Source organism: Oscillibacter valericigenes (genome assembly GCF_016902445.1).
GTDB lineage: Bacteria > Bacillota > Clostridia > Oscillospirales > Oscillospiraceae > Oscillibacter > Oscillibacter avistercoris.
This window is the reverse complement of record NZ_JACSNX010000024.1, coordinates 1-24239: the sequence shown is the minus strand read 5'-3', so window position 1 is coordinate 24239 and position 24239 is coordinate 1. Positions and strand designations below refer to the sequence as shown.

The 24239-nt window shown below is 60.5% G+C and carries 39 protein-coding genes; 5 read left to right on the top strand and 34 right to left on the bottom strand.

Translation table 11 applies throughout. From position 1 onward, the window contains the following. Window positions 1-127 precede the first annotated feature (127 nt). The 34 genes from H9X91_RS12090 to proS all read right to left on the bottom strand — a co-directional run bounded on the left by H9X91_RS12090 (window position 128) and on the right by proS (window position 18631). Complete coding sequence (locus H9X91_RS12090; RefSeq protein WP_204805371.1) at window positions 128-439, bottom strand: hypothetical protein; 312 nt, start codon at window positions 437-439, stop codon at window positions 128-130. Window positions 440-558: 119 nt separating this feature from the next. Further along, window positions 559-903: a 50S ribosomal protein L17 gene (gene rplQ / locus H9X91_RS12085; protein ID WP_021749639.1), complete on the bottom strand. Its 345-nt coding sequence runs from the start codon at window positions 901-903 to the stop codon at window positions 559-561. 59 nt (window positions 904-962) lie between these two features. Next, window positions 963-1916, bottom strand: coding sequence for a DNA-directed RNA polymerase subunit alpha (locus H9X91_RS12080; RefSeq protein ID WP_204805369.1), 954 nt, complete (start codon window positions 1914-1916; stop codon window positions 963-965). A gap of 89 nt (window positions 1917-2005) precedes the next feature. Beyond that, entirely contained in the window at window positions 2006-2608 is a 603-nt protein-coding gene (gene rpsD, locus H9X91_RS12075; RefSeq protein WP_204805367.1) for a 30S ribosomal protein S4, read from the bottom strand. 23 nt (window positions 2609-2631) lie between these two features. Then, entirely contained in the window at window positions 2632-3039 is a 408-nt protein-coding gene (gene rpsK / locus H9X91_RS12070) for a 30S ribosomal protein S11 (RefSeq protein WP_021749642.1), read from the bottom strand. A gap of 15 nt (window positions 3040-3054) precedes the next feature. Further along, window positions 3055-3420, bottom strand: coding sequence for a 30S ribosomal protein S13 (gene rpsM / locus H9X91_RS12065; RefSeq protein WP_204805365.1), 366 nt, complete (start codon window positions 3418-3420; stop codon window positions 3055-3057). Window positions 3421-3446: 26 nt separating this feature from the next. Then, a complete protein-coding gene (rpmJ, locus tag H9X91_RS12060) occupies window positions 3447-3560 on the bottom strand; it encodes a 50S ribosomal protein L36 (RefSeq protein WP_014116882.1) in 114 nt (37 codons plus the stop codon). A 52-nt stretch (window positions 3561-3612) separates the two neighbouring features. After that, window positions 3613-3831: a translation initiation factor IF-1 gene (infA, locus tag H9X91_RS12055; RefSeq protein WP_025544561.1), complete on the bottom strand. Its 219-nt coding sequence runs from the start codon at window positions 3829-3831 to the stop codon at window positions 3613-3615. A gap of 3 nt (window positions 3832-3834) precedes the next feature. Beyond that, complete coding sequence (locus tag H9X91_RS12050; RefSeq protein ID WP_204805363.1) at window positions 3835-4119, bottom strand: KOW domain-containing RNA-binding protein; 285 nt, start codon at window positions 4117-4119, stop codon at window positions 3835-3837. Between the two features lie 10 nt (window positions 4120-4129). Beyond that, window positions 4130-4882: a type I methionyl aminopeptidase gene (gene map / locus H9X91_RS12045; RefSeq protein WP_204805361.1), complete on the bottom strand. Its 753-nt coding sequence runs from the start codon at window positions 4880-4882 to the stop codon at window positions 4130-4132. Between the two features lie 4 nt (window positions 4883-4886). Next, the gene (locus tag H9X91_RS12040; protein ID WP_204805360.1) at window positions 4887-5519 is read right to left on the bottom strand and encodes an adenylate kinase; all 633 of its coding nucleotides are present in this window, start codon (window positions 5517-5519) and stop codon (window positions 4887-4889) included. Window positions 5520-5535: 16 nt separating this feature from the next. After that, the gene (gene secY, locus H9X91_RS12035) at window positions 5536-6858 is read right to left on the bottom strand and encodes a preprotein translocase subunit SecY (protein WP_204805359.1); all 1323 of its coding nucleotides are present in this window, start codon (window positions 6856-6858) and stop codon (window positions 5536-5538) included. 1 nt (window position 6859) lies between these two features. Beyond that, window positions 6860-7300: a 50S ribosomal protein L15 gene (gene rplO / locus H9X91_RS12030; RefSeq protein WP_204805358.1), complete on the bottom strand. Its 441-nt coding sequence runs from the start codon at window positions 7298-7300 to the stop codon at window positions 6860-6862. Between the two features lie 14 nt (window positions 7301-7314). Then, on the bottom strand, window positions 7315-7497 hold the full coding sequence (gene rpmD / locus H9X91_RS12025; RefSeq protein WP_021749650.1) for a 50S ribosomal protein L30: 183 nt from the start codon (window positions 7495-7497) through the stop codon (window positions 7315-7317). Between the two features lie 12 nt (window positions 7498-7509). Continuing rightward, the gene (rpsE, locus tag H9X91_RS12020) at window positions 7510-8010 is read right to left on the bottom strand and encodes a 30S ribosomal protein S5 (RefSeq protein WP_021749651.1); all 501 of its coding nucleotides are present in this window, start codon (window positions 8008-8010) and stop codon (window positions 7510-7512) included. An 18-nt stretch (window positions 8011-8028) separates the two neighbouring features. Further along, window positions 8029-8388 (bottom strand): 50S ribosomal protein L18, encoded by a 360-nt coding sequence (gene rplR / locus H9X91_RS12015; RefSeq protein ID WP_021749652.1) that lies wholly within the window; start codon window positions 8386-8388, stop codon window positions 8029-8031. Window positions 8389-8402: 14 nt separating this feature from the next. After that, window positions 8403-8948, bottom strand: coding sequence for a 50S ribosomal protein L6 (gene rplF / locus H9X91_RS12010; RefSeq protein WP_204805357.1), 546 nt, complete (start codon window positions 8946-8948; stop codon window positions 8403-8405). A gap of 15 nt (window positions 8949-8963) precedes the next feature. After that, window positions 8964-9362 carry a 30S ribosomal protein S8 gene (gene rpsH, locus H9X91_RS12005; protein ID WP_204805356.1) on the bottom strand — a complete coding sequence of 133 codons (399 nt, stop codon included), beginning with the start codon at window positions 9360-9362 and terminating at the stop codon, window positions 8964-8966. Window positions 9363-9641: 279 nt separating this feature from the next. Further along, window positions 9642-9827, bottom strand: coding sequence for a type Z 30S ribosomal protein S14 (locus H9X91_RS12000; protein ID WP_204805355.1), 186 nt, complete (start codon window positions 9825-9827; stop codon window positions 9642-9644). Window positions 9828-9840: 13 nt separating this feature from the next. Then, window positions 9841-10380, bottom strand: a complete 540-nt coding sequence (rplE, locus tag H9X91_RS11995) for a 50S ribosomal protein L5 (RefSeq protein ID WP_204805353.1) — start codon at window positions 10378-10380, stop codon at window positions 9841-9843. Window positions 10381-10397: 17 nt separating this feature from the next. Next, window positions 10398-10709, bottom strand: a complete 312-nt coding sequence (rplX, locus tag H9X91_RS11990; RefSeq protein ID WP_204805351.1) for a 50S ribosomal protein L24 — start codon at window positions 10707-10709, stop codon at window positions 10398-10400. Window positions 10710-10722: 13 nt separating this feature from the next. Next, window positions 10723-11091 carry a 50S ribosomal protein L14 gene (rplN, locus tag H9X91_RS11985; protein ID WP_204805349.1) on the bottom strand — a complete coding sequence of 123 codons (369 nt, stop codon included), beginning with the start codon at window positions 11089-11091 and terminating at the stop codon, window positions 10723-10725. Window positions 11092-11103: 12 nt separating this feature from the next. Further along, window positions 11104-11373, bottom strand: coding sequence for a 30S ribosomal protein S17 (gene rpsQ, locus H9X91_RS11980; RefSeq protein ID WP_420850741.1), 270 nt, complete (start codon window positions 11371-11373; stop codon window positions 11104-11106). 17 nt (window positions 11374-11390) lie between these two features. Next, window positions 11391-11600 (bottom strand): 50S ribosomal protein L29, encoded by a 210-nt coding sequence (gene rpmC / locus H9X91_RS11975; RefSeq protein WP_025545553.1) that lies wholly within the window; start codon window positions 11598-11600, stop codon window positions 11391-11393. Window positions 11601-11602: 2 nt separating this feature from the next. Next, window positions 11603-12028: a 50S ribosomal protein L16 gene (rplP, locus tag H9X91_RS11970; RefSeq protein WP_204805347.1), complete on the bottom strand. Its 426-nt coding sequence runs from the start codon at window positions 12026-12028 to the stop codon at window positions 11603-11605. Beyond that, window positions 12028-12918 carry a 30S ribosomal protein S3 gene (gene rpsC / locus H9X91_RS11965; protein WP_204805345.1) on the bottom strand — a complete coding sequence of 297 codons (891 nt, stop codon included), beginning with the start codon at window positions 12916-12918 and terminating at the stop codon, window positions 12028-12030. The genes rplP and rpsC overlap by 1 nt, the downstream gene beginning before the upstream one ends. 19 nt (window positions 12919-12937) lie before the next feature. After that, window positions 12938-13285, bottom strand: coding sequence for a 50S ribosomal protein L22 (gene rplV, locus H9X91_RS11960; RefSeq protein ID WP_204805343.1), 348 nt, complete (start codon window positions 13283-13285; stop codon window positions 12938-12940). A gap of 18 nt (window positions 13286-13303) precedes the next feature. After that, on the bottom strand, window positions 13304-13567 hold the full coding sequence (gene rpsS, locus H9X91_RS11955; protein WP_021749663.1) for a 30S ribosomal protein S19: 264 nt from the start codon (window positions 13565-13567) through the stop codon (window positions 13304-13306). Between the two features lie 14 nt (window positions 13568-13581). Beyond that, complete coding sequence (gene rplB / locus H9X91_RS11950) at window positions 13582-14415, bottom strand: 50S ribosomal protein L2 (protein ID WP_204805341.1); 834 nt, start codon at window positions 14413-14415, stop codon at window positions 13582-13584. A gap of 24 nt (window positions 14416-14439) precedes the next feature. After that, window positions 14440-14736 (bottom strand): 50S ribosomal protein L23, encoded by a 297-nt coding sequence (gene rplW, locus H9X91_RS11945; protein WP_204805339.1) that lies wholly within the window; start codon window positions 14734-14736, stop codon window positions 14440-14442. Continuing rightward, complete coding sequence (gene rplD, locus H9X91_RS11940; RefSeq protein WP_204805337.1) at window positions 14736-15359, bottom strand: 50S ribosomal protein L4; 624 nt, start codon at window positions 15357-15359, stop codon at window positions 14736-14738. Before rplD ends, rplW begins: the two co-directional genes overlap by 1 nt. An 18-nt stretch (window positions 15360-15377) precedes the next feature. Then, entirely contained in the window at window positions 15378-16097 is a 720-nt protein-coding gene (gene rplC / locus H9X91_RS11935) for a 50S ribosomal protein L3 (RefSeq protein WP_204805335.1), read from the bottom strand. Window positions 16098-16406: 309 nt separating this feature from the next. Continuing rightward, a complete protein-coding gene (gene rpsJ / locus H9X91_RS11930; protein ID WP_021749668.1) occupies window positions 16407-16718 on the bottom strand; it encodes a 30S ribosomal protein S10 in 312 nt (103 codons plus the stop codon). A 473-nt stretch (window positions 16719-17191) separates the two neighbouring features. Next, window positions 17192-18631: a proline--tRNA ligase gene (proS, locus tag H9X91_RS11925; protein ID WP_204805333.1), complete on the bottom strand. Its 1440-nt coding sequence runs from the start codon at window positions 18629-18631 to the stop codon at window positions 17192-17194. Between the two features lie 330 nt (window positions 18632-18961). Between proS and H9X91_RS11920 the strand changes: the two genes are divergently transcribed. The 5 genes from H9X91_RS11920 to H9X91_RS11900 all read left to right on the top strand — a co-directional run bounded on the left by H9X91_RS11920 (window position 18962) and on the right by H9X91_RS11900 (window position 24018). Beyond that, window positions 18962-19444 (top strand): TRAP transporter small permease, encoded by a 483-nt coding sequence (locus tag H9X91_RS11920; protein ID WP_204805332.1) that lies wholly within the window; start codon window positions 18962-18964, stop codon window positions 19442-19444. Beyond that, window positions 19445-20737 carry a TRAP transporter large permease gene (locus tag H9X91_RS11915; RefSeq protein WP_204805330.1) on the top strand — a complete coding sequence of 431 codons (1293 nt, stop codon included), beginning with the start codon at window positions 19445-19447 and terminating at the stop codon, window positions 20735-20737. Window positions 20738-20793: 56 nt separating this feature from the next. Next, complete coding sequence (locus tag H9X91_RS11910; RefSeq protein WP_204805329.1) at window positions 20794-21840, top strand: TRAP transporter substrate-binding protein; 1047 nt, start codon at window positions 20794-20796, stop codon at window positions 21838-21840. A gap of 273 nt (window positions 21841-22113) precedes the next feature. After that, window positions 22114-22818 (top strand): FadR/GntR family transcriptional regulator, encoded by a 705-nt coding sequence (locus tag H9X91_RS11905; protein ID WP_204805328.1) that lies wholly within the window; start codon window positions 22114-22116, stop codon window positions 22816-22818. Between the two features lie 3 nt (window positions 22819-22821). After that, window positions 22822-24018, top strand: a complete 1197-nt coding sequence (locus H9X91_RS11900) for a mandelate racemase/muconate lactonizing enzyme family protein (RefSeq protein WP_204805327.1) — start codon at window positions 22822-22824, stop codon at window positions 24016-24018. The last annotated feature ends 221 nt before the right edge of the window (window positions 24019-24239 follow it).

The following is a 24239-nucleotide window of genomic DNA, read 5'->3' as shown; positions in this document are numbered from 1 at the left end:
TAGTTTGTGCGGCGCCGGAAAAATTACGCCCGTTAAATTTTCACTGTTTCATCGCCGCCCTGCCCGATCTGAAAAAAGAAGCGGGCCGCGCCCGCTTCTGCAAAAGCTCCCGGAGTCCCGCTCCTTCTCAGTCGAACCAGTCCGTGATCTCCTCCACGGCTTTTCCCACCAGCCCGCCGGCGGAGTCCAGTGCCTCCAGCGCGATGTCCAGTCCCTCCTCCACGCCTGCATGGAGGCCGCTCTTTTCGCCGGATCTCCGCTTGGGCAGCTTTTTCGCGGCCTCAGGTCCTGCGGCCCTGTCCGCCGGGGCCTTCTGCCTCGGGAGCTCCTGCGGTCCGGATGTCCGCTCCGGCTGGTTGAATGCCCCGCAGCCGGGGCAGAATCCGTCCTCGTCGTAGTCGTACCGCTTCCCGCACGCATAGCACCGCACCATCCGCATCGGCCATCCCTCCTTTTTTACCATTTTATCACGCTGCCGCGTGGGCCGCAAGAACAATCAAAAGCCCTTTGTCACAGGTCCTAGGTACCCATGACAAAGGGCTTTTTTGATCGGGAAAATTACTTCACCAGCTCGATGATGGCGGTCTCGGCCGCGTCGCCGCGGCGCACGCCGGTGCGGATCACGCGGGTGTAGCCGCCGTTGCGCTCTGCATAGCTGGGAGCGATCTCCTTGAACAGCTTCTTGCAGACATCCTCGCGGGTGATGAAGCTCATGGCCTGCCGATAGGCAGCCAGGTCGCTCTTCTTGCCGAGGGTGATCATCTTCTCAGCCAGAGGCTTGATCTCCTTGGCGCGGGCAAGGGTGGTCTCCATCTTGCCGTTGTCCAGGAAATCCGTCACCTGCTGACGCAGCATCGCCATGCGCTGGTCAGTGGGCTTGCCAAGTTTCCGAGTTCCGGGCATTTCGGTTTTCCTCCTTATAGGATTTTGGTCAGCCGGGGGAGCATCCGCCGGCACTCAAATCAGTTGTTGTTGTCTTCGTCAGCCAGATGGAGCCCCATCATCGCCAGCTTGTTGATGACCTCTTCCAGGGACTTGCGGCCCAGGTTGCGGACCTTCATCATCTCGTCCTCCGTCTTGGAGATCAGATCCTCCACGGTGTTGATGTTGGCACGCTTGAGGCAGTTGAAGCTGCGGACGGAGAGGTCCAGCTCCTCGATGGTCATCTCCAGCACCTTGTCCCGCTGGGCCTCCGCCTTCTCCACCACAGTGGGCTTGCTGCCCACGTTCTCAGAGAGATCGGTGAACAGGGTGAAGTGGTCGCACAGGATCTTGGCGCCCAGGGACACCGCGTCCCGGGCGGAGATGGTCCCGTCGGTCCACACCTCCAGGGTCAGCTTGTCAAAGTCGCTGGAGGCGCCCACGCGGGTGGGCTCCACCGTGTAGTTGACCTTGTAGACGGGGGTGTAGATGGAGTCCACGGCGATCACGCCGATGACGTTCTGCTGGGGCTTGTTCCGGTCGGCGGGCACATAGCCCCGGCCGTGGGACAGGGTGATCTCCATGTTCAGCGTCGCGCCGTTGTCCAGCGTGGCGATGTGCATGTCGGGATTCAGGACCTCCACCTCGCCGTCGGCCTTGATGTCGCCGGCCCGCACCTCGCAGGGGCCCACCGCCTCGATGTAGACCGTCTTGGTGGTCTCGCAGTGCAGCTTGGTGAGCAGGCCCTTGATGTTCAGAACGATCTCCGTCACGTCCTCCTTGACGCCGGGAATGGTGGAGAACTCGTGCTGTACGCCGGCGATCTTGATGGTGGTCGGGGCCGTGCCGGGCAGAGAGGAAAGCATAATCCGGCGGAGTGCGTTGCCCAGAGTGGTGCCGTAGCCGCGCTCCAGCGGTTCCACCACATACTTGCCGTAAGTGGCGTCGCCCGGCGTCTCGATGCACTCAATCTGGGGCTTTTCAATTTCGATCATGCAGTAGTACCCTCCTTCATCTTCTTGTTGCGGGCGCGCGTCGCCGCGCGCCGCCGGCAGTTCCTATCATTATTGAGGGTATCCTCCGCTTACTTGGAGTACAACTCAACGATGAGGTGCTCCTCCACGGGAACGTCGATGTCCTCCCGGGCGGGCAGGCGGGTCACGGTGCCCTTCAGGGCGTTCTTCTCCCGCTCCATCCAGGCGGGGATCAGGAACACGGGGGCGTCCTGGCCCAGCAGGCGCTTGAAGATCTCAGAGGAACGGCTGCTCTCCGCCACCTCGATCACATCGCCGGCCTTCACCTGATAGGAGGGGATGTCGACCTTCTTGCCGTTGACGGTGAAGTGGGCGTGGTTCACCAGCTGACGGGCCTGACGGCGGGTCATGGCGAAGCCCATGCGATAGACAACGTTGTCCAGGCGGCGCTCCACAGCGATCAGCAGGTTGTCGCCGGTCTTGCCGGGGGCCTTGGCGGCAGCCTCGTAATAGGCGTGGAACTGCTTCTCCAGAATGCCGTAGATGAACTTGACCTTCTGCTTCTCATTCAGCTGGATGCCGTATTCGCTCTTCTTCTTTCTCATCTGGCCGCCGGGGTTGCGATTGGTCTCCTTCTTCGCATAGCCCATCACGGCAGGAGAAATGCCCAGAGCCTTGCAGCGCTTGGCGATCGGCTGCATATTCTTAGCCATTTGCTTGTTACCTCCTCTTCAAATCAGACACGGCGGCGCTTGGGGGGACGGCAGCCATTGTGGGGGATGGGAGTGACGTCCTTGATCATGGTCACTTCCAGGCCCACGGCCTGCAGCGCCCGGATGGCGGCCTCACGGCCCTGGCCGGGGCCCTTGACGAAGACCTCGACGGTCTTCAGGCCATGCTCCATAGCGGCGCGGGCGGCCGTCTCAGCTGCGGTCTGTGCCGCGAAGGGGGTGGACTTCTTGCTGCCGCGGAAGCCGAGGCCGCCGGAGGAAGCCCAGGAGATCGCGTTGCCCTGTGTATCGGTAACAGTTACCATGGTGTTGTTGAAGGAAGACCGAATGTGGACCTGGCCACGCTCGATGTTCTTCCGTTCACGCCGGCGGCGAATGACCTTCTTGCCGGCGGATGCCTTTGCAGTTGCCATCTTGGTTCTCCCTCCTTACTTCTTCTTGTTGGCAATGGTCTTCTTGGGACCCTTGCGGGTGCGCGCATTGGTCTTGCTGCGCTGGCCGCGCACGGGCAGACCCTTGCGGTGGCGGATGCCGCGGTAGCAGCCGATCTCGGTCAGCCGCTTGATGTCCAGAGCGGTCTGGCGGCGCAGGTCGCCCTCAACGGTATAGCTGTCGATGGCGTCACGCAGCTTCTGCTCGTCGGCGTCGGTCAGATCCTTCACGCGGGTGTCGGGGTCGACGCCTGTCTGCGCCAGGATGTCCTTGGCGCTCTTTCTGCCAATGCCGTAGATATAAGTGAGGCCGATCTCGATACGCTTATCCTTCGGCAGGTCAATACCGGCAATACGTGCCATACTCTTAAAGCACCTCCAATTAAATGTTAGCCCTGTCTCTGCTTATGCTTGGGGTTCTCGCAAATGACCATGACACGGCCTTTGCGGCGAATGACCTTGCACTTCTCGCACATGGGCTTCACGGACGGTCTTACTTTCATAGTTTCTAACCATTCCTTTCAGCGGTTTGTGTCTTTACAGCTCAAATGGCGCTTACTTGCTGCGCCAGGTGATCCGGCCGCGGGTCAGGTCATAGGGGGACATCTCCACCGTCACCTTGTCGCCGGGCAGAATCCTGATGAAATTCATTCTGAGTTTTCCGGAAATATGTGCCAAAATCTTGTGTCCATTTCCAATGTCTACCTGGAATGTCGTATTGGGCAGGGCCTCTACCACGACGCCCTCCACTTCGATCATGTCGGATTTTGCCAAACGTTATCCCTCCTGGTCCGGATCAACCTCCTCGCGGTATGCCGCAAGGGTCTTGCGAAGCTCGCTGTTGGTGATTCTCGCTTCGCCTCTGATTTTTTCAGAAAGCCGGTTCTCGTCCGCCGCGACAAACAGCACGTGTCTGCGCTTCTTGCGCTTGGGCGACTCCACCTTCCTGGATTTTCCGTCTGCCAGCAGCAGGTACTCCCCCTCCACCGCCAAGACGACGAAGAGCTTTCCCCGGTCCCTGCCGGCTGAAGATCTGACGATATTGGATGCTGCAATTTCCATGTGGTTCCTCTCAGATGGCGGGACCCGTCAGGATCTCGGGCTCGCCGTCGGTGATCAGAATGGAATTCTCATAGTGGGCCGCCCACTTGCCGTCCAGCGTCTTGACGGTCCAGCCGTCGCTCATCTGCTGGATGGCCGCGGAGCCGGCGTTCACCATGGGTTCGATTGCAAGCGTCATGCCGCGGAGGAGCCGCGGGCCCCGGCCGGGGTGGCCGTAGTTGGGGATCTCCGGCGACTCGTGCATCTGGGCGCCGACGCCGTGGCCGACATATTCCCGGACGATGGAGTAGCCGTGACTCTCCACATACTGCTGGATGGCCGCCGAAATGTCGAACAGCCGATATCCCTCCTTGGCGTATTTGATCCCTTCGAAGAAGCTCTGCCTGGTCACGTCGATCAGGTCCTGCGCCTCCGCAGAGATGGTGCCGCAGGGGAAGGTGGCCGCGCAGTCCCCGTGGAACCCTCCAATGTACGCCCCCACATCCACGCTGACGATGTCGCCCTCCTGCAGGACCCGGGGCCCGGGTATGCCGTGGATGATCTCATCGTTGACGCTGATGCAGGCGCTGGCCGGATAGCCGTTGTAATGCAGGAAGGAGGGCACTGCGCCTTGCTTGCGGATAAAGTGCTCCACCGCGCGGTCGATCTCATGGGTTGTGACGCCGGGCTTTACCATTTCCCCTGCCAAGGCACGGGCAGCCGCGGTAATTTTTCCGGCCCGGCGCATCAGTTCGATCTCGTGGGGGGATTTCAGTGTGATCATGTGCTCATCTCCCCAGCGCGCGGAGGATCGCCTGTGAGGTCTCAGCCACTGTGGGCTGATTCTCCACAGACCGCAGGAGACCCCGCTGGGCGTAGAACTCCTTCAGCGGTTCCGTCTCCCTATGATAGACCTCGAGCCGTGCCTTCACGGTCTCAGGTTCATCATCTTTCCGTTGGACCAGCCTGCCGCCGCACTTGTCGCAGATGCCGGCCTGCTTGGGGGGCACAGCCACCAGGTGGTAGCTGGCCCCGCAGGTCTCGCAGACACGGCGGCCGCTCATCCGTTCTGTAATGGTCTCGTCGGAGATCTCAATGGAGATCGCGGCATCGAATCTGATCCCGGCCTTCTCCAGGGCCTCTGCCTGGGCGATGGTGCGGGGCACCCCGTCCAGGATATAGCCGTTCCTGCAGTCGTCCGCCGCCAGCCGTTCCGTGATGATGCTGATGATCACATCATCGGGCACCAGCTGGCCGGCGTCCATGAAATGCTTGGCCTCCAGTCCTGTGGGCGTGCCATCCTTGATGGCCGCCCGCAGGATGTTGCCCGTGGAGATGGTGGGGATGTTCAGTTCTCTGCACAGGATCTCCGCCTGTGTGCCTTTGCCGGCGCCGGGAGCGCCCAACAAGATCAAATTCACAGAAACGCCTTCTCTCTTATTCCAGGAAGCCCTTGTACTGACGCATCAGCATCTGGGCCTCCAGCGCCTTCACGGTCTCCAGAGCCACGCCCACGACGATGATGACGGACGTGCCGCCGATCGCCAGATAGGCGCTGCCGACAGCCTTACCCAGCAGCAGCGGGCAGATGGCCACGATGCCGAGGTAGATGGCGCCGAACAGGGTGATCTTGCTCAGGACCCGCTTGATAAAGTCCACCGTGGGCTTGCCGGGGCGGAAACCGGGGATAAAGCCGCCCTGCTTCTTCAGATTGTTGGCGATCTCCACCGGGTTGAACTGGATGGTGGAGTAGAAATAGCTGAATCCGATGATCATGATGAAGTACACGATCATATAGATCACAGACTGGGTGTCGATGGCATCGTAAATGCTCCGGGAGACGGTGCCTTCGGCGGGGATGCCGATGAAGGTCCAGATCGTGACGGGCAGGGATGCGATGCTCTGTGCGAAGATGATGGGCAGCACGCCGGACATGTTCACCTTCATGGGGAGGTGAGAGCTCTGGCCGCCGTACATCTTCCGGCCAACCTGCCGTTTGGCATACTGGACGGGGATGCGGCGCTCGGCGTCGCTGATGAACACGACGAACACGATCAGCGCCAGGACGCCCACCAGCAGCAGGACCACCACCGCCGGGTGCAGCACCAGGACGGTATCAGAGGCCTCCGTGCCGGCAGCCCAGTTGCGCACGCCGTCATACAGGGAGCTGACGGAGGTGGGGATCCGGGACAGGATGCCGGCAAACAGGATGATGGAAATGCCGTTGCCGACGCCGAACTCCGTCACCTGCTCGCCCATCCACATGACGAAGGAGGAGCCGGCAATGAAGGACACGATGATGACCAGCGCCGGCCAGATGCCCGTGGCATCCGTTGCCAGCAGGTTGTAGTTGCGCATCATGAAATAGTAGCCGACAGCCTGCAGGATGGCGATGCCCACCGTGGTATAGCGGGTGATGGACTGGATCTTCTTCCGGCCCTCCTCGCCGCCTTCCTTGGCCAGCCGCTCTAGGGCCGGGATGGCCACCGTCAGCAGCTGGATGATGATGGAGCTGTTGATATAGGGCTGGATGCTCAGGGCGAAGACCGTCGCCTGGGCGAAGGCACCGCCGGACATCACGTTGTAGAGGCCCAGGATGGTGCCGCCCATCTGGTTCAGATAGTCCTCCAGCAGGGTCACGTTCACGTAAGGGACCGTGATCGCATTACCGATGCGGAAGATCAGCAGGATGAGGAGTGTAAAGATGATCTTTTTCCGCAGCTCGGGGATGCCCCACGCCTTGCGAATGGTTTGGATCACGTTACATCACCTCTGCCTTTCCGCCAGCTGCCTCGATAGCCTCCTTGGCAGAAGCGGAGAAAGCAGAAGCCTGGACAGTGAGCTTCTTGGTCAGCTGGCCGCTGCCAAGAACCTTGTAGCCATAGCGGCACTTGGAGAGGATGCCCTTCTCCAGCAGGGCGTGGACCGTGACGGTGTCACCGTCCTGGAACCGGTCCAGGGTGCTGAGATTGACGATCTCCAGGGGCTTTGCAAAGATGTTGTTGAAGCCGCGCTTGGGGATGCGGCGGGCCAGCGGCATCTGGCCGCCTTCGAAACCAACACGGATCTTGCCGCCGGAGCGGGCCTTCTGGCCCTTGTGGCCGCGGCCGCCGGTCTTGCCGTTGCCGGAGCCGGCGCCCCGGCCCTTCCGGTACGGGGCCCGGACGGAGCCCTCGGCGGGAGACAGTTCGCTCAACTTCATAATTCCGTGCCTCCTTATTTCACTTCAGTGACCTGCAGCAGATAGCCGATCTTGGCGATCTTGCCGCGGGTCTGGTCGTTGTCGGGCTGCACGGTGATGTCACCGATCTTGCGCAGGCCCATGGAATGAGCGGTGGCGACCTGTTTTTCCAGGCGGCCGTTCAGGCTCTTGACGAGCTTAATATTTAAGTTTGCCATTTTTGCGCCTCCTTAACCCACGATCTCTTCGACGCTCTTGCCGCGGATGCGGGCGACCTCCTCGGGACCGCGCATGCTCTTGAGGCCCTCGAAGGCGGCGGCGACAACGTTGTTGGGGTTATTGGAACGCAGGCACTTGGTCCGGATGTCCTTGATGCCTGCGGCCTCGACGACGGCACGGACAGCGCCGCCGGCGATCACGCCGGTACCGGGGGCGGCGGGCTTCATCAGCACGCGGCCGGCGCCAGCCTCACCGATGGTCTCGTGGGGCACGGTGGTGCCGGAGAGGGTCACGGTGATCATGTTCTTCTTGGCGGCTTCGATGCCCTTGCGGATGGCCTCGGGGACCTCGGCGGCCTTGCCCAGGCCGTAGCCCACCTTGCCCTTGCCGTCGCCCACGACGACCAGGGCGGAGAATTTCATCACGCGGCCGCCCTTGACGGTCTTGGAGACGCGGTTCAGGGAAACGACCTTCTCGATATACTCGCTCTGTTCTCTTTCAAATCTAGGCATGTTGTCGTTCCTCCTCCCTTAGAATTTCAGGCCGCCCTCGCGGGCACCCTCTGCCAGAGCCTTCACGCGGCCGTGGTACAGATAGCCGCCGCGGTCAAACACGACAGTCTCGATACCCTTGGCCTTGGCGCGCTCGGCCACCAGCTTGCCAACGGCGGTGGCAGCGGCGATGTTGCCGCCGTAACCTTCGATGGCCTTGTCCAGGGAGGAAGCGGAAGCCAGGGTCACGCCGTTGACATCATCGATGACCTGGGCGTAGATGTTGGCCTCGCTGCGGAACACATTCAGACGCGGCATCTCAGGGGTGCCGGAGATCTTGGCGCGCACTCTCTTGTGGCGCTTCAGGCGCTGGGCGTTGGTATTCGGTCTCTTAATCATATCGGCACACCTCCTTACTTCTTGGCGCCGGTCTTACCGACCTTGCGGCGGATGACTTCATCGGCGTACTTGATGCCCTTGCCCTTGTAAGGCTCGGGAGGACGCTTCTCGCGGACCTCGGCCGCAAACTGGCCGACGGCCTGCTTGTCGCATCCGTTGATGACGATTTTATTGGGAGCGGGGACGTCAATGGTGATGCCCTCGATCTCAGAAACGATCACCTGATGGGAGAAGCCCAGGTTCATGACCAGGTTCTTTCCCTCCTTGGCCACACGGTAGCCCACGCCGTTGACCTCCAGCTCCTTCTTGTAGCCGTCGGTCACGCCGACGATCATGTTGTGGAGCAGAGTCCGGGTCAGGCCGTGGAGGCTGCGGTGCAGCTTGTCGTCGGAAGGACGCTCCACGGTGATCGTGCTGCCTTCCTGCTTAATGATCATCTCAGGGCGCAGAGCCTTCGTCAGCTCGCCCTTGGGTCCCTTTACGGTCACCACATTACCCTCGGCGACATTGACGGTGACGCCGGCGGGAACGGTAATGGGCATTCTGCCAATTCTAGACATGGTCCAATACCCTCCTTACCACACGAATGCCAGGACCTCGCCGCCGACATGCAGCTCGCGGGCCTTCTTGTCGGTCATGACGCCCTTGGACGTAGAGATGATAGCGATACCCAGGCCGCGGAGCACACGGGGCAGCTCATCGGCGCCCACATAGACGCGCAGGCCGGGCTTGGAGACGCGGCGCAGGCCGGTGATGACCTTTTCCTTGCCCGCGTTGTACTTCAGGGAGATGTGGATGACACCCTGGGTGCCGTCGTCCACCACCTGGAAGTTCTTGATATAGCCCTCATCCAGCAGGATCTGAGCGATGCTCTTCTTCATGTTGGAGGCGGGAACATCAACGGTGTCATGCTTGGCGTTGTTGGCGTTGCGGATGCGGGTCAGCATATCCGCAACCGGATCAGTGATATGCATAATAAATCCTCCTATTTTAGAGTTGCGGTCTCAGCAAGACCGCTGCGGCAGCGAGGTATCATGGCGAATGGAGCAGTCCGCTGGTGCGTGGTGCCCAATTCGTCATGACCTTTCGCCATCCGTTATGCCAGGGGCCCCATATCAAAAGCCCATGGTATCAAAGAAAGTGTTGTGTGCTGGAACCGGCTTTCTGATGGATCTTGTTCTCAGACAAGGCGCAGGCCCGAAGCTGTACGTGTGTACAGCAAGGGGCTGCAACGCAGTATGAGGGCAAGAGACTCAGAAAGAGGCCTTCCGCACGCCGGGGATCTCGCCCTTGTAGGCCAGCTCCCGGAAGCAGATACGGCACACGCCGTAATCACGCAGATAGGCGTGAGGGCGGCCGCACAGCTTGCAGCGGTTGTATCTCCGGGAGGAGAACTTGGGGGTCCGCTGCTGCTTGAGAATCATGGATTTCTTTGCCATCGTCTCTTCCTCCTTAGCGGGCGAAGGGGGCGCCGACCTGCTCCAGCAGGGCGCGGGCCTCTTCATCGGTGTGCGCGGTGGTGCAGATGACCACATCCATGCCGCGGATCTTGTCGATCTTGTCGTACTCGATCTCGGGGAAGATCAGCTGCTCCTTGATGCCCAGGGCATAGTTGCCGCGGCCGTCGAAGGAGTTGGGGTTGATGCCCTGGAAGTCGCGGACGCGGGGCAGGGCCACGTTGAACAGGCGGTCCAGGAACTCCCACATCTTGTCGCCCCGCAGGGTGACCTTTGCGCCGATGGGCATATCCTCACGCAGCTTGAAGTTTGCGATGGACTTGCGGGCCCGGGTGATGACGGGCTTCTGGCCGGTGATCTGGCTCAGGTCGTTCACCACGTTCTCCAGGACCTTGGAATTTTCACGCGCCTCGCCGCAGCCCACGTTCACGACCACCTTGTCGATCTTGGGGATCTGCATGACGCTCTTGTAGCCGAACTGCTTCATCAGAGCGGGAGCGACTTCGGCAGTGTATTTCTCTTTCAGTCTGGCCATTTGTCAGCTCTCCTTTCTCACAGCTCAGCGCCGCAGTGCTTGCACACGCGGGTCTTCTTGCCGCCCTCGATCTTGTGGGCGACGCGGGTGCCCTTGTTGCACTTGGGGCACACCACCTGCACCTTGCAGGCGGCGATGGCGGCCTCGCGCTTCATGATGCCGCCCTCCTCGCCCTGACGGCGGGGCTTCACGTGGCAGGTCACCATGTTGATGCCCTCCACAACGACCTTCAGGGAGCCGGGAACGGTGCCCAGCACCTTGCCCTGCTTGCCCTTGTCCTTGCCGGACAGGACGACAACGGTATCGCCCTTCTTAATGTTCATAGCCATTTCGCTGCCCTCCTCAAATCACTTCGGGAGCGAGGGACAGGATCTTCATGTAATCCTTGTCGCGCAGCTCACGAGCAACCGGCCCGAAGATACGGGTGCCTCTGGGGTTCTTGTCGTCCCGGATCAGGACGGCGGCGTTGTCGTCGAAACGGACATAGGTGCCGTCCGGCCGGCGGACGCCCTTGGCGCTGCGGACGATGACGGCCTTGACGACCTCGCCCTTCTTCACCGTGCCGCCGGGGGTGGACTTGCGGACGGAAGCCACGATCACATCGCCGATGTTGCCGAACTTCCGCTTGGAGCCGCCCAGGACACGGATGCACTTGATCTCCTTGGCGCCGGTATTATCGGCAACCTTCAGAAAAGTTTCCTGCTGAATCATAACGGCACCTCCTTACTTCGCTTTCTCAACGATCTCGACCACGCGCCACCGCTTGTCCTTGGACAGGGGGCGGGTCTCCATCACCTTGACCCAGTCGCCGATGCCGCAGCTGTTCTGCTCGTCATGAGCCTTCAGCTTGTAGGTGCGGCCGACGATCTTCTTGTACAGAGGATGGGCCACGCGGTCCTCGATGGCGACGACCACGGTCTTATCCATCTTGTCGGACACCACTCTGCCGACCCGGGTCTTACGGGAGGAAGTTCTCTTCATCTCTTCGTTCATGTTCGATTCCCTCCTTCTTACTGCTTGTCAGAAGCTCCGGAGAGCTCCTTCTGACGCAACATGGTCTTGACTCGGGCAATGTCATGCTTGGTCTCCCGGATCTTCAGGGGATTGTCCAGCTGATTGGTGGCGTGCTGCATACGCAGATAGAAAAGATCCTTCTTCAGGCCCACCAGCTTCTCGTTGAGCTGCTCGGGGGTCATGCTACGAATTTCACTTGCCTTCATCTTCACTCACCTGCTTCCTCGTCGGTGCGGGCGACGATCTTCGTCTTGATGGGCAGCTTGTGGCTGGCCAGACGGAGCGCCTCGCGGGCAACTTCTTCAGACACGCCGGCGATCTCGAACATGATGCGGCCGGGCTTCACGACGGCGACCCAGAACTCGGGAGAGCCCTTACCGGAACCCATGCGGGTCTCGGCAGGCTTCTTGGTCACGGGCTTGTCGGGGAAAATCTTGATCCAGACCTGACCGCCACGCTTGGTGTAGCGGGTCATGGCGATACGGGCGGCCTCGATCTGATTGCTGGTGATCCAGCCGGGCTCCAGGGCCTGCAGACCGAACTCACCGTAGGCGATCTTGTTGCCGCGGGTGGCCTTGCCGGTCATGCGGCCGCGGTGCACGCGGCGATACTTGACTCTCTTCGGCAGAAGCATTACTGGGCTCCTCCTTCCTTAGCGGGTGCCGCGGGCGCCGCGGGGGCAGCCGGACGGCTGGGATTGGTGGCACGGTTGAAACCGCCCTGGGGACGACCCTGGCCGCGGTTGAACCCGCCCTGACGGTCACGGTTGAACCCGCCGCCCTGGCGACGGTCACCGAAGCCGCCGCGGCGGTCGCCGTCCCGGCGGGGACGACGCTCACGACGCTCCTGATAGGGCTTGGAGGTGTCCATGGTGCGGGGGGTGGTGCGCAGGGTCTGAGAGAGGACCTCGCCCTTGTAGATCCACACCTTCACGCCGATGCGGCCGAAGGTGGTGGCAGCCTCCGCGAAGCCGTACTCGATGTCGGCCCGGATGGTCTGCAGGGGGATGGTGCCCTCGTGATAGTGCTCAACGCCGGCGATCTCGCGTCCGCCCAGACGGCCGGAGCAGCAGACCTTGATGCCCTTGGCGCCGGCGCGCATGGCGCGGGCCATGGCGTTCTTCATGGCGCGGCGGTGAGAGATGCGCTTCTCCAGCTGCTGGGCGATGTTCTCCGCCACCAGCTGGGCGTCCATGTCGGGGTTCTTCACCTCGACGATGTTCAGGCGCACCTTCTTGCCGATCAGCTTCTCCACAGCGAGACGATACTGCTCGATCTGCTCGCCGCCCTTGCCGATGACCATGCCCGGCCGGGCGCAGTGGAGGAAGATGGTGACGACATCGTTGCTCCGCTCGATCTCGATCTTGGGAACACCGGCGCCGTACAGGGTCTTCTTCAGGTACTTGCGGATCTTCTGATCCTCGACGATCAGATCGCCGACCTTCTCATCACTGGCATACCAACGGGAATCCCAGTCTTTGATGACGCCCACGCGCAGGCCGTGGGGATTTACTTTCTGTCCCATAAAACTGTTCTCCTCCCTCTTATGCCTTTTCCGTCACAGCCAGGGTGACGTGAGAAGTCTTCTTGTTGATCCGATAGGCGCGGCCCTGGGCCCGGGGCATCATCCGCTTCAGGATGGGGCCGGGGGTGGCGAACACCTCGGACACCACCAGCTTGGCGGGGTCCATGCCGAAGTTGTTCTCGGCATTGGCGCAGGCGGACTTCAGGAGCTTCATCAGAGGCTCGGAAGCGGCCTTGGGGGTCTGCATCAGGATCGCCATGGCGGTGCCGGCGTCCTTGCCGCGGATCAGATCGCACACGATCTGGACCTTGCGGGGAGCGATGCGGACATAGCGCAGATACGCTTTGGCAATCTTAGTCTCTTCCATGTTCAGCATCCTCCTTCATTAAGAATCTTTCCGATGGCCGCGGAAGGTGCGGGTGGGAGCGAACTCACCCAGCTTGTGGCCGACCATATCCTCCTGGATATAGACGGGCACGTGCTTGCGGCCGTCGTGAACGGCGATGGTGTGGCCCACGAAGGCGGGGAAGATGGTGGAGCTGCGGCTCCAGGTCTTGAGGACCTTCTTCTCGTTCTTCGCGTTCATTTCTTCGACCCGCTTCAGAAGCTCCGGGGCAACATACGGGCCTTTTTTAATGGATCTGCTCATATTGACTTGCCTCCTTACTTCTCGTTGCGGCGCTTGACGATGAATTTATTGGTGGGGTTCTTGCCCTTGCGGGTCTTGTAACCCATGGCGGGCTTGCCCCAGGGGGTCACCGGGCCGGGACGGCCGACGGGCGCGCGGCCCTCGCCGCCGCCGTGGGGGTGGTCATTGGGGTTCATGACGGAGCCGCGCACGGTGGGACGCCAGCCCATGTGACGCTTGCGGCCGGCCTTGCCGATGTTGATGTTCTCGTGCTCGATGTTGCCCACCTGGCCGATGGTGGCGTAGCAGTTGGTGCGCACGATGCGGACCTCGCCGGAGGGCAGACGGACCTGGGCGTCGGAGCCCTCCTTGGCCATCAGCTGCGCGGCGGTGCCGGCGGAGCGCACCAGCTGGGCGCCGTTGCCGGGATGCAGCTCGATGTTATGGATCACGGTACCGACGGGGATGTTGGCCAGGGGCAGGGCGTTGCCGGGCAGGATGTCCGCCTCGGGGCCGGTCATGATCTTGTGGCCGGCTTTCAGGCCCAGAGGAGCCAGGATATAGCGCTTCTCGCCGTCCTCGTACTGGATCAGGGCGATGTTGGCGCTGCGGTTGGGGTCGTACTCCAGGCGCAGCACGGTGGCGGAGCCGATCTTGTCCCGCTTGAAGTCGATGATGCGGTACTTGCGCTTGTTGCCGCCGCCGCGGTGGCGGACGGTGATGCGGCCGTAGCTGTTGCGGCCGGAGCTCTTCTTCAGGGGCTCGGTCAGGCTGGGCTCGGGCTTGGCCTTCTTGTCGATGCCGTCGAATCCGGAGACCGTCATCTGCCGTCTGGAGGGAGTCGTCGGCTTAAAGGTTTTGATAGACATTTCGCGTTACACTCCTTCCGTTTATCAGACCATGCTCTCGAAGAACTCGATGGTCTTGGAATCCGCCGTCAGCTGAACGTAGGCCTTCTTCCAGGTCCGGGTCATGCCGGGACGGCCGGCGCCCATGCGCTTTTCCTTGCCGGGCACCGTCAGGGTGTTGACAGAGGCGACCTTCACGCCGAAGATCTCCTCCACCGCCTTCTTGATCTCGATCTTGCCGGCGTCCTTGGCCACCTCGAAGACGTACTTCTTGTCGGCGGCACCCGCCATGGCGCGCTCGGTGATGATGGGGCGGATGATGATATCGTAAGCGGTAGCCATTACGCGTACACCTCCTCGATTTTTGCGAGGGCGTCCTTATCCACGACCAGATACTTGGCGTTCAGGATGTCGTAGACGCTCAGGATGGAAGCGGGAGTGGTCATGACGCCGGGGATGTTCCGCGCGCTCTTGACGATGGTCTGGTCCACCTCGGGAGTGACCACCACGGCCTTGCCGTCCACGCCGACGGCGGTGAGGAACTTGCGGAAGTCAGCGGTCTTGATGGCGTCCATCTTGATGGAGTCGATGACCACCATCTCGCCCTCAGCCACCTTGGCGGAGAGGACGGACTTCAGCGCCAGGCGCTTGACCTTCTTATTCAGCACATAGCTGTAGTCGCGGGGCTTGGGGGCAAACACGATGCCGCCGTGGGTCCACTGGGGAGCACGGGTGCTGCCCTGCCGGGCGTGGCCGGTGCCCTTCTGACGCCAGGGCTTCTTGCCGCCGCCGGAGACCTCGGCGCGGGTAAGGGCGCTCTGGGTGCCCTGTCTGCAGTTGGCGAGGTGGTTCTTGACGACCTCGTGCACGACGGTCTGGTTGGGCTCGATGCCGAAGACGGCGTCGTTCAGTTCCACAGTGCCGACTTCTGCGCCGGCCATGTTCAAAACTTTCATGGTAGACATTGTTCAAGCACCCCTTTCTTACTTGTTTCTGGCGGAGGCCTTCTGCGGGTTGCGGCCGGAGGCCTTCTGCGGGTTCTTGCTGATGTCAGCGCCGGCCTGCTTGACCTTGTGGACCTTGACGGTGGACTTGATGGTCACGAGACCGCCCTTGGGGCCGGGGATGGCGCCGCAGACCACCAGCATGTTCAGCTCGGGGTCGACCTTCACAACGCTCAGGTTCTGGACAGTCACCTGCTCCATGCCCATGTGGCCGGCGCCGATGGTGCCCTTGATGATCTTGGACATGTGGCTGGTGGCGCCCAGAGAGCCGATCTGACGGGCCACAGGGCCGGAGCCGTGGGTCTCCTTCAGCCGGTGGGCACCGTGGCGCTTGATGACGCCCTGGTAGCCGTGGCCCTTGCTGATGCCGGTGACGTCCACGAAGTCGCCCTCTTTGAAGGTGTCGGCCTTCACGATGTCGCCCACGTTCAGCTCGGAAGCGTTCTCCAGGTCGAACTCCCGCAGGTACTTCTTGGGAGCCACGCCGGCCTTGTCCAGATGGCCCTTCTCGGGCTTGGTGAGCTTGCGCTCGGCGATGTCCTCAAAGCCCAGCTGGACCGCCTCATAGCCTTCCTTTTCGGAAGTCTTCTTCTGCACGACCACGCAGGGACCCGCCTCGATGACGGTGACGGGGATCACATGGCCGTTCTCGTCAAAAATCTGGGACATGCCCACTTTTTTGCCGATGATCGCTTTCATGGATATTCCTCCTTAAAGGTTATTGGTCGGCTTAGATACGTGCGGGTTGGGTCCCGCCGCATTGCTCTGCCGACATGACCCGTCTGCCTCGCAAGACGGCAGACATGGACAGCAAACTACTTCGTTTCAAAAAAGTGACAAGCACTTTTTTGAGCTGGGATTCAGTCCGCTGCAGCGCACTCGCTTGCGCTCGCACGTTTGCGGACTGCGAGGTGTTTTTGTCCACGCACAGGTCGCGGGCAAAAACGAATCTCACATTCTTTCGCGTCTCCGGACGCGAAATGCGAGGACCTGTCCCCTCTTTAAGATTTACAGCTTGATCTCGATCTCCACACCGGCGGGCAGCTCCAGGGCCATCAGGGCCTCCACCGTCTTGGGGGTGGACTTGGTGATGTCGATGAGGCGCTTGTGGGTGCGGCGCTCAAACTGCTCGCGGCTGTCCTTGTACTTGTGGACGGCCCGCAGGATGGTGACGACTTCCTTCTTGGTGGGCAGAGGGATGGGGCCGGACACGGAAGCGCCGGTGCGCTTGGCGGTCTCCACGATCTTCTCTGCGCTCTGGTCGATGACCTGGTGGTCATAGGCCTTCAGCCGGATGCGGATCATTTCTTTCTGAGCCATGGTTGTTTCCTCCTGATTTCGTAGGTAGTTTCACGAGTCTCGACGACCTACGGCGAGAGAATTTTTCTATACGCTTAACCGTGCGTATCATTCCAGCTCATGAAAAATACCGGCGTTTCACAACGGCCGGTATCCTGTCATGGCGCAGCGATCTACGCAACGTACAGATCCTTCTCAGCCGCCCGATTATCGGACATACTCCCCGGAAGTTACCTCTTTCGAGCAATCTCCCGGTTCATCGCAGTGCTCGCCGGGCACAGTTCCGCCCTCCACGCGAGCCTTATTATCATAAAAGAAAATCTTCCCGATGTCAAGCCTATTTTCTCTGTTTTTTATGAAAATATGAAGATTTTTTTGGCAGGCGGTTTTTTCTTCCGGTTTTTCCAAGATTCGGAGAAATTTCCGCCGATCCGCCTCTGTCTGATCTCCCCCGAAAACAGGAGGAGGGTCTCCCCTCCTCCTGTATCCTCTGTTTAGTAGGCCACGCCCCAGTAGATGTCGGTGGTGCACTTCTTGCCGCACACGGGGCAGACGCCCTCGGTGCCGCTCTGCTCCAGGGGCATGCAGCGGGAGCTGACGCCGGCCCGCTCCTTCATGGCCAGCTCGCACTCCAGAGAGCCGCACCACTTGGACCGCAGGAAGCCGCCCTTCCCCTCCACGATGGCCTTGGCCTCCTCGGGGGTCTTGATGTCGAAGGTGTTGTCCTCCCGGTTCTTCAGGGCCATGGCGTACAGGTTGTCGTGGATCTGGTCCAGCAGGGCCTTCACGGTGCTCTCCAGCTCCGCCAGGGCCACGGTGATCTTCTCGCCGGTGTCCCGCCGGGCGATGACGCACTGCTCCTTCTCCATGTCCTTGGGGCCGATCTCCACCCGGACGGGCACGCCCTTCATCTCGTACTCCGCGAACTTCCAGCCGGGGGAGTTGTCGGAGTCGTCCATCTTGGTGCGGACGCCGGCGGTATTCAGCCGGTCCCGCAGAGAGGCCGCCGCCTCCAGCACGCCGGGCTTGTGGGCCGCCACGGGGATCACCACCGCCTGGGTGGGGGCGATCCGGGGAGGCAGCACCAAGCCGTTGTCGTCGCCATGGGTCATGATGATGCCGCCGATCATCCGGGTGCTGACACCCCAGCTGGTCTGGTGGGGATAGTGGGGCTGGTTGTCCCTGCCGGTGAAGGTGATGTCGAAGGCCTTGGCGAAGCCGTCGCCGAAGTAGTGGCTGGTGCCGGCCTGGAGGGCCTTGTGGTCGTGCATCATGCACTCCACGGTGTAGGTCTCCTCCGCGCCGTTGAACTTCTCCTTGTCGGTCTTGCGGCCCTTGAGAACGGGCATGGCCAGCACGTTCTCCATGAAGTCCGCGTAGATGTTCAGCATCCGCATGGTCTCTTCCCGGGCCTCTTCGGCGGTGGCGTGCATGGTGTGGCCCTCCTGCCACAAAAACTCCCGGTGGCGCAGGAAGGGGCGGGAGGTCTTCTCCCACCGCAGCACGCTGCACCACTGGTTGTACAGCTTGGGCAGGTCCCGCCAGGAGTGGATGATGTTGGCGTAGTGCTCGCAGAACAGCGTCTCGGAGGTGGGGCGGACGCAGAGCCGGTCCTCCAGCTTCTCGCTGCCGCCCATGGTGACCCAGGCGCACTCCGGCGCAAAGCCCTCCACGTGGTCCTTCTCCTTCTGCAGCAGGGACTCCGGGATCAGCACCGGCAGGTACACGTTCTCATGCCCCGTCTCCTTGAACCGCCGGTCCAGCTCCGCCTGGATGTTCTCCCACAGGGCGTAGCCGTAGGGCCGGTAGATGAACATCCCCTTCACAGAGGTATAGTCGATCAGCTCCGCCTTTTTGCAGACGTCGGTGTACCACTGGGCGAAATCCACGTCCCGGGACGTAATGGCGTCCACTTGTCTCTTATCCTGTGCCATAGTTTCCATCCTTTTCTCTATGATCGCGCCGTCACTCGGCGCAGTTATACACTGAACATTTATTGTATCCACTCTGGGAGAAAAAGTCAACTGTAACCGTCGCAGGGCGGCTCAGCCGATGGCAGAACAGCAGAGATCCTGGAACGCCTTTGTATGTGTCAAGAGTTACAAAAATTGTCGTTCGTTTTGTCAAATCAGATGAACTTGAAACTATCAAAGCAAACATATTGACAAATCTGAACTCTCGGTCTATCATTCAGCTATAAGCTGTCAGACAGGTGCTGTCAGCTTACATATAATCAGATGGATGATTGTTTGAAGGAGGAGTATATGAAAAAAATACGGTGGGCATGGGACAATTTTGAAGAAATCCTGTTGGGTCTAATCATTACAGTAATCACTCTGGCCTCCGGGCTGCAGGTCATATGCCGGTATCTGTTCAATAACTCCCTGACGTGGAGCGAAGAGCTGAGCCGGTACCTGTTCGTATGGACAGGCTTTCTGACACTCAGTCTCTCCATCAAGGCCCGCTCCATCATCTCTATTGACGCGTTCGTTCTCTGGATGCCCCAGCGTGTCCGCGCCGGACTCAATGTCCTGGTCTATCTTTTCTGTGCGGGAGTGTTTGCCGCGCTGTCGGTCAATGCGTACCACATGGTGGCCTCCTCTGCAGGCCAGGTCAGCCCGGCCATGGGTCTGCCGCTGGCCGTTGTTTACATTGGTCCGCTGCTGGGCCTGGTCCTCTCCATCATCCGGTCTTTGGGCCGCGTGATATGTGAATGCAAACTTGTGATCAGAAAGGAGGCTGTGTAAATGTCTCTGGTGCTCTTCTTCGGTGTACTGGCCATCCTGTTGGTGCTGACGGTGCCGATCTGCGTATCTTTCGCATTCGCAACGCTGCTGCCGTCTCTGGTCAATTCAGATTTCCCCTACACAGCAGACGCTGCGATCCGCTCCATGGTAAGCGGTTTGAACAACTTTCCCCTGCTGGCGATCCCCCTGTTCATCATTGCGGGCGTGATCATGGCAAAGGGAAAGATCTCCGAGCGGCTGTTCAACGTATTCTCCTACTTTATCGGCAACAAAACCGCCGGCTTGCCCTGCGCGGTGACCATCACCTGTCTGTTCTACGGGGCGATCTCCGGCTCCGGCCCCGCCACCACGGCAGCTGTGGGGTCCATGTGTATCCCCCTGCTGACCAGCGTCGGCTATGACCTGACCTTTGCCACCGCTCTGGTGGCGGTGTCCGGCGGTCTTGGCATCATTATCCCCCCGAGCATCCCCTATATCATGTACTGCAATGCCGCGGGCACCTCTATTTCCGAGCTGTTCCTGGCAGGCTTCCTGCCCGGCGTATTGATCGCCCTGTGCCTGATGATCTATTCCTACATCTACTGCAAGATCCACGGCGAGGACAAGGCCAAGCTGAATGCCCAGTGGCAGGAGCTGCGTTCCAGAGGCCTTGGCACCGTGCTGAAGGAGGGCTTCTGGGCCCTGCTGTCTCCGGTCATCATACTGGGCGGCATCTATGGCGGCATCTGCTCTCCCACTGAGGCGGCCACCATCTCCATTTTCTACTCGCTGATCATCAGCCTGTTTGTCTACCGGACCATCAAGATCCGGGACCTGCCCAAGATCCTGCTGGAGGGTGTCCATTCCTACGCCCCCATTCTGATCATCCTGTCTGCGGCTGTGGCTTTTGCCCGCGTGATCACGCTGATGAATGTGGCCTCCGTTGTCAGTGAAGCGGTCCTGAGCGCCATCTCTTCCAAGGTAGTCATTCTTCTGCTGATCAACGTTCTGCTGCTGTTTGTCGGCATGATCATGGACACCGGTCCGGCCATTCTGGTGTTCACCCCCGTGCTGCTGCCAGTGACTGAGGCCCTCGGTGTCGATCCGATCCATTTCGGCATCATCATGTGCGTGAACCTGGCCATCGGCTTCGTGACGCCGCCTATGGGCGCCAACTTGTTTGTGGCCAGCAACCTGTCCAAGGTCTCGGTAATCGAGATCGCCAAAAAGGCCGTGCCCTTCATCCTTGCCTTCCTCGTGGCCCTCATGCTGATCACCTTCATTCCTGAGATCAGCCTGTTTCTGGTCAAGTGAGAACACCGGGCACTGCCCGTTTACAGTTCTGCATATTTTATAAGGAGGATATTCGCATGAAAAAGTTTTTGATTCTGCTTCTGACGCTGGCACTGACTCTGTCTCTGACCGCCTGCGGCGGCGATACCACAGGAGGGGAATCCGCCTCCGACGATGGATCTGCCGAGGGTACCACCTACAGCTTCACGGTGGGCACCAATACCGCCGAGGACTCCGTCAATCAGCTGCTGGCGGAAAAGTTCAAGGAACTGATTGAGGAGCGCTCCGACGGGGCCGTCACCGTAACGATCTATTCCAACGGTGCCCTGGGCGGCGATGCTGAGCTGACGGAGTCCTGCATCGCCGGCACCGTAGACTTTATCATCGGAATGACGGGCTCCCTGGTGAACTACATTCCCGAGGCAGCTCTGTTTGACCTCCCCAACGCATTCCCGGATCTGGCCACCGCTCGGGAGGTGCTGGATGGTCCCATCCTGGCTGACCTGCAGGCCGCCTATGAGGCCGGCGGACTGAAGCTGTTCGGCTACGCCGACTCCGGCTTCCGCGTCATGTCCAGCAGCAAGGCTGTCCGTCAAATGTCCGACTTCTCCGGCATCAAGATCCGCACCATGGAGAATCCCAACCACATCGCCTACTGGCAGGCGCTGGGCGCCAACCCCACGCCTTCCGATTTCAGCGAGCTGTATATGTCTCTGGAGCAGGGCACTCTGGATGCGCAGGAGAACCCCTATGATCTGATCGTGGCCAACAAGCTCTATGAGCCCCAGAGCTACATCATTGAGACCAACCATCTGCTGCACACGCTGAACATGGTCGGCAGTAAGGCCACCTACGACGCTCTGCCTGCCGATATCCAGCAGCTGGTTTCCGAATGTGCCGCCGAGGCCCACCAGTATGCCCGGCAGATGGCGGACGAACGGATCGAAAGCCAGAAGGCCACCATTCAGGACGCCGGTCTGGAGATCATCACCCTGGAACCTGCCATGATCCAGGAGATGGCCGATACTGCTTCCAACGTCTATGATCTGGTCCGGGAGCAGATCGGCGACGAGCTGGTGGACGAGCTGCTGGCGCAGGTCGAGACCACCTCTGCTGCGGAATAAACCGTTCATGCGGACGGGACAAGGGGAGAGACACCGGACTCTCCCCTGTCTCTTCAAGGTTTTTGCACAGTCATGATGGGCAGATGCTCTTGTAAAGCCCGGAAATAACTGGTAAAATGTTTTAAATCGATAACACTGGCGGACAGGAAGAGACATCCAAGTGCCCGTGCGGGCGGCTTTCAAATCTGCAGCATCTCCGCACGGGAGGCAGTGTGCAGCCTGTCCATATATCCTAAAATCCTAAAACTGTGATAAGGGGCATACGGTTGGCTTATGGCTCTGAAACCCATTAAAAGAGTGAATATCGCGGAGCAGGTCTTTGAACAGCTGCGGGAGCAGATCCTCCACGGAACCTGGAAGGAAGGAGAGAAACTGCCGTCTGAACAGGAGCTGACGGAGACACTGGGCGTCAGCCGCAGCTCTGTCCGCCAGGCGATCCGGACCCTGGCAGACTACGGGCTGGTAGAGACCCGGAACGGCACTGGGACCTATGTCAAGCGGCAGATCTCGGGCAATTACATGATGAACATCGTGCCGCTGGGCGATCTGCAGACCGAGGACATTATAGAGGTCCTGGACTTCCTGTGCCTGATTGAGGACAGCGTGGCGGCTATGGCCGTGGAGCGCTGCACACCGTCGGACTTGTCCGAACTGCAGGAGATCCACAGCCGTCTGCTGGCTGCCAGGGACCAGAGGGATCTGGAGACGCTGACGGCAGTTGATGTGGAGTTCCACTCCAAGATCGCCATGATTACCCAGAACTCCCTTGTGACCCAAACATACGCTCTTTTGCTGGCGTTTCTGCAGCCGGCTATGCGCCGCATTTACATGACCTTGGGCGCGGAGGAGGGCATTCCTTACCACGAGCGCCTGATTGAGGCATTCTGTGCGCATGACGCAGCGCGCGCCAAGCAGGTGATGCACGACCATGCCCAGAATCGCCGGGAAAAGTTTTTAGCCACCAACGAAAGGAAGTGACCCATGAAAATCACAAGCGTTGATATTTTTCTCCTGCGGCATGTCGGCGAGGAGTTTTCCCCCTTTCCGTTTCGCCCCGTCGTTTGCCGCGTGAATACAGATGAGGGGATCTGCGGCTACGGGGAGGCCGGCATCTCCGTGGGCACCGGTGAAAACGGCGTGGCCCATATGCTGAAAGATCTCGCCCAGATGACGCTGGGCAGGGACCCCATGGCAAATGAAGTGATCTGGGAGGACATCCACAACGTCCTCCGCGGCCATCTGAGCGGCGGCGGCGTGACCGTGTATTCTGCCATGAGCGCTCTGGATACCGCCATGATGGATATCAAAGGCAAAAAGCTGGGCGTCCCCATGTACGTGCTGCTGGGAGGAAAGTACCGCGACAAGCTGAAATGCTATCTCTCTCAGTGCCATCTGGGTTATCTGGATGATTTCAGCCTGCAGGCCACCCCGGAACAGCTGGCAGAGACCTGCGACAGGATCCGGAAGGATGGCTACTCCGCCGTAAAATTCAATATTCTCGCCTTTGACGAAGCCGGGAGATCCCTGCCGCGGGAGACAACCACCGGTCCGCTAGACAGAGTCACGCTGGACCTTGCGGAAGCCCGGCTTGCGGCAGTCCGGGAGCGGTGCGGAAACCAGCTGGACATCATTCTGGAAAACCTCTGCGGCACAGACGTGACCGCCGCCGTCCAGCTGGAGCGCATCGCCAGAAAATACGGCGTGCTCATGATCGAGGAGGCTACCTCCAATTTCAATCCCGCCCTCTACGGCGAGATCGCCCGCAGGACGGAGACGCCGCTGTCCGCCGGAGAGCGCGTCCATACCCGCTGGGGCTTTGAGCAGCTGCTGCAGCAGAGAGCCATCTCCGTGATCCAGCCGGATATCACCAACTGCGGCGGTATGTCCGAGGCCAAGAAGATCTGCGATCTGGCCCACATCTACGATGTCCGCGTCCAGTGCCATGTTGCCGGCACCCCCATCGCAGAGGCCGCCGCGATCCAGCTGGAGGCCGCGATCCCCAACTTCTTCATCCACGAGACGTATCAGATGGCCGCGCACCCTGACTGTGTCGCCTATGGGACCCATGCCTATGTGCCGGAGAACGGCTATCTGACGGTACCGGATCTGCCCGGCCTTGGTCAGGAGCTCTCTGACCAGGCGATTGCAGAGGCTCTGGGCCATATCGTGGTGCAGTAGGCGAACGCCCGCTGTACACCGGCCGTAGGTCCGCCTGCAGAAAACCGCAGGAGAGGAAATCCTCTCCTGCGGTCTTTTTACAGATGTTCCCCGGGAACACCCGATCTACTTTGTCACCTCGCCGCCGGGGGCGGAGTGGGCCGTGGACCAGGCGTGCTCCAGAGCCGCCCAGTCGCGCTGGGGCAGCTTGTCCGTCCAGTTCTCGACCTTGTCACCGCTGA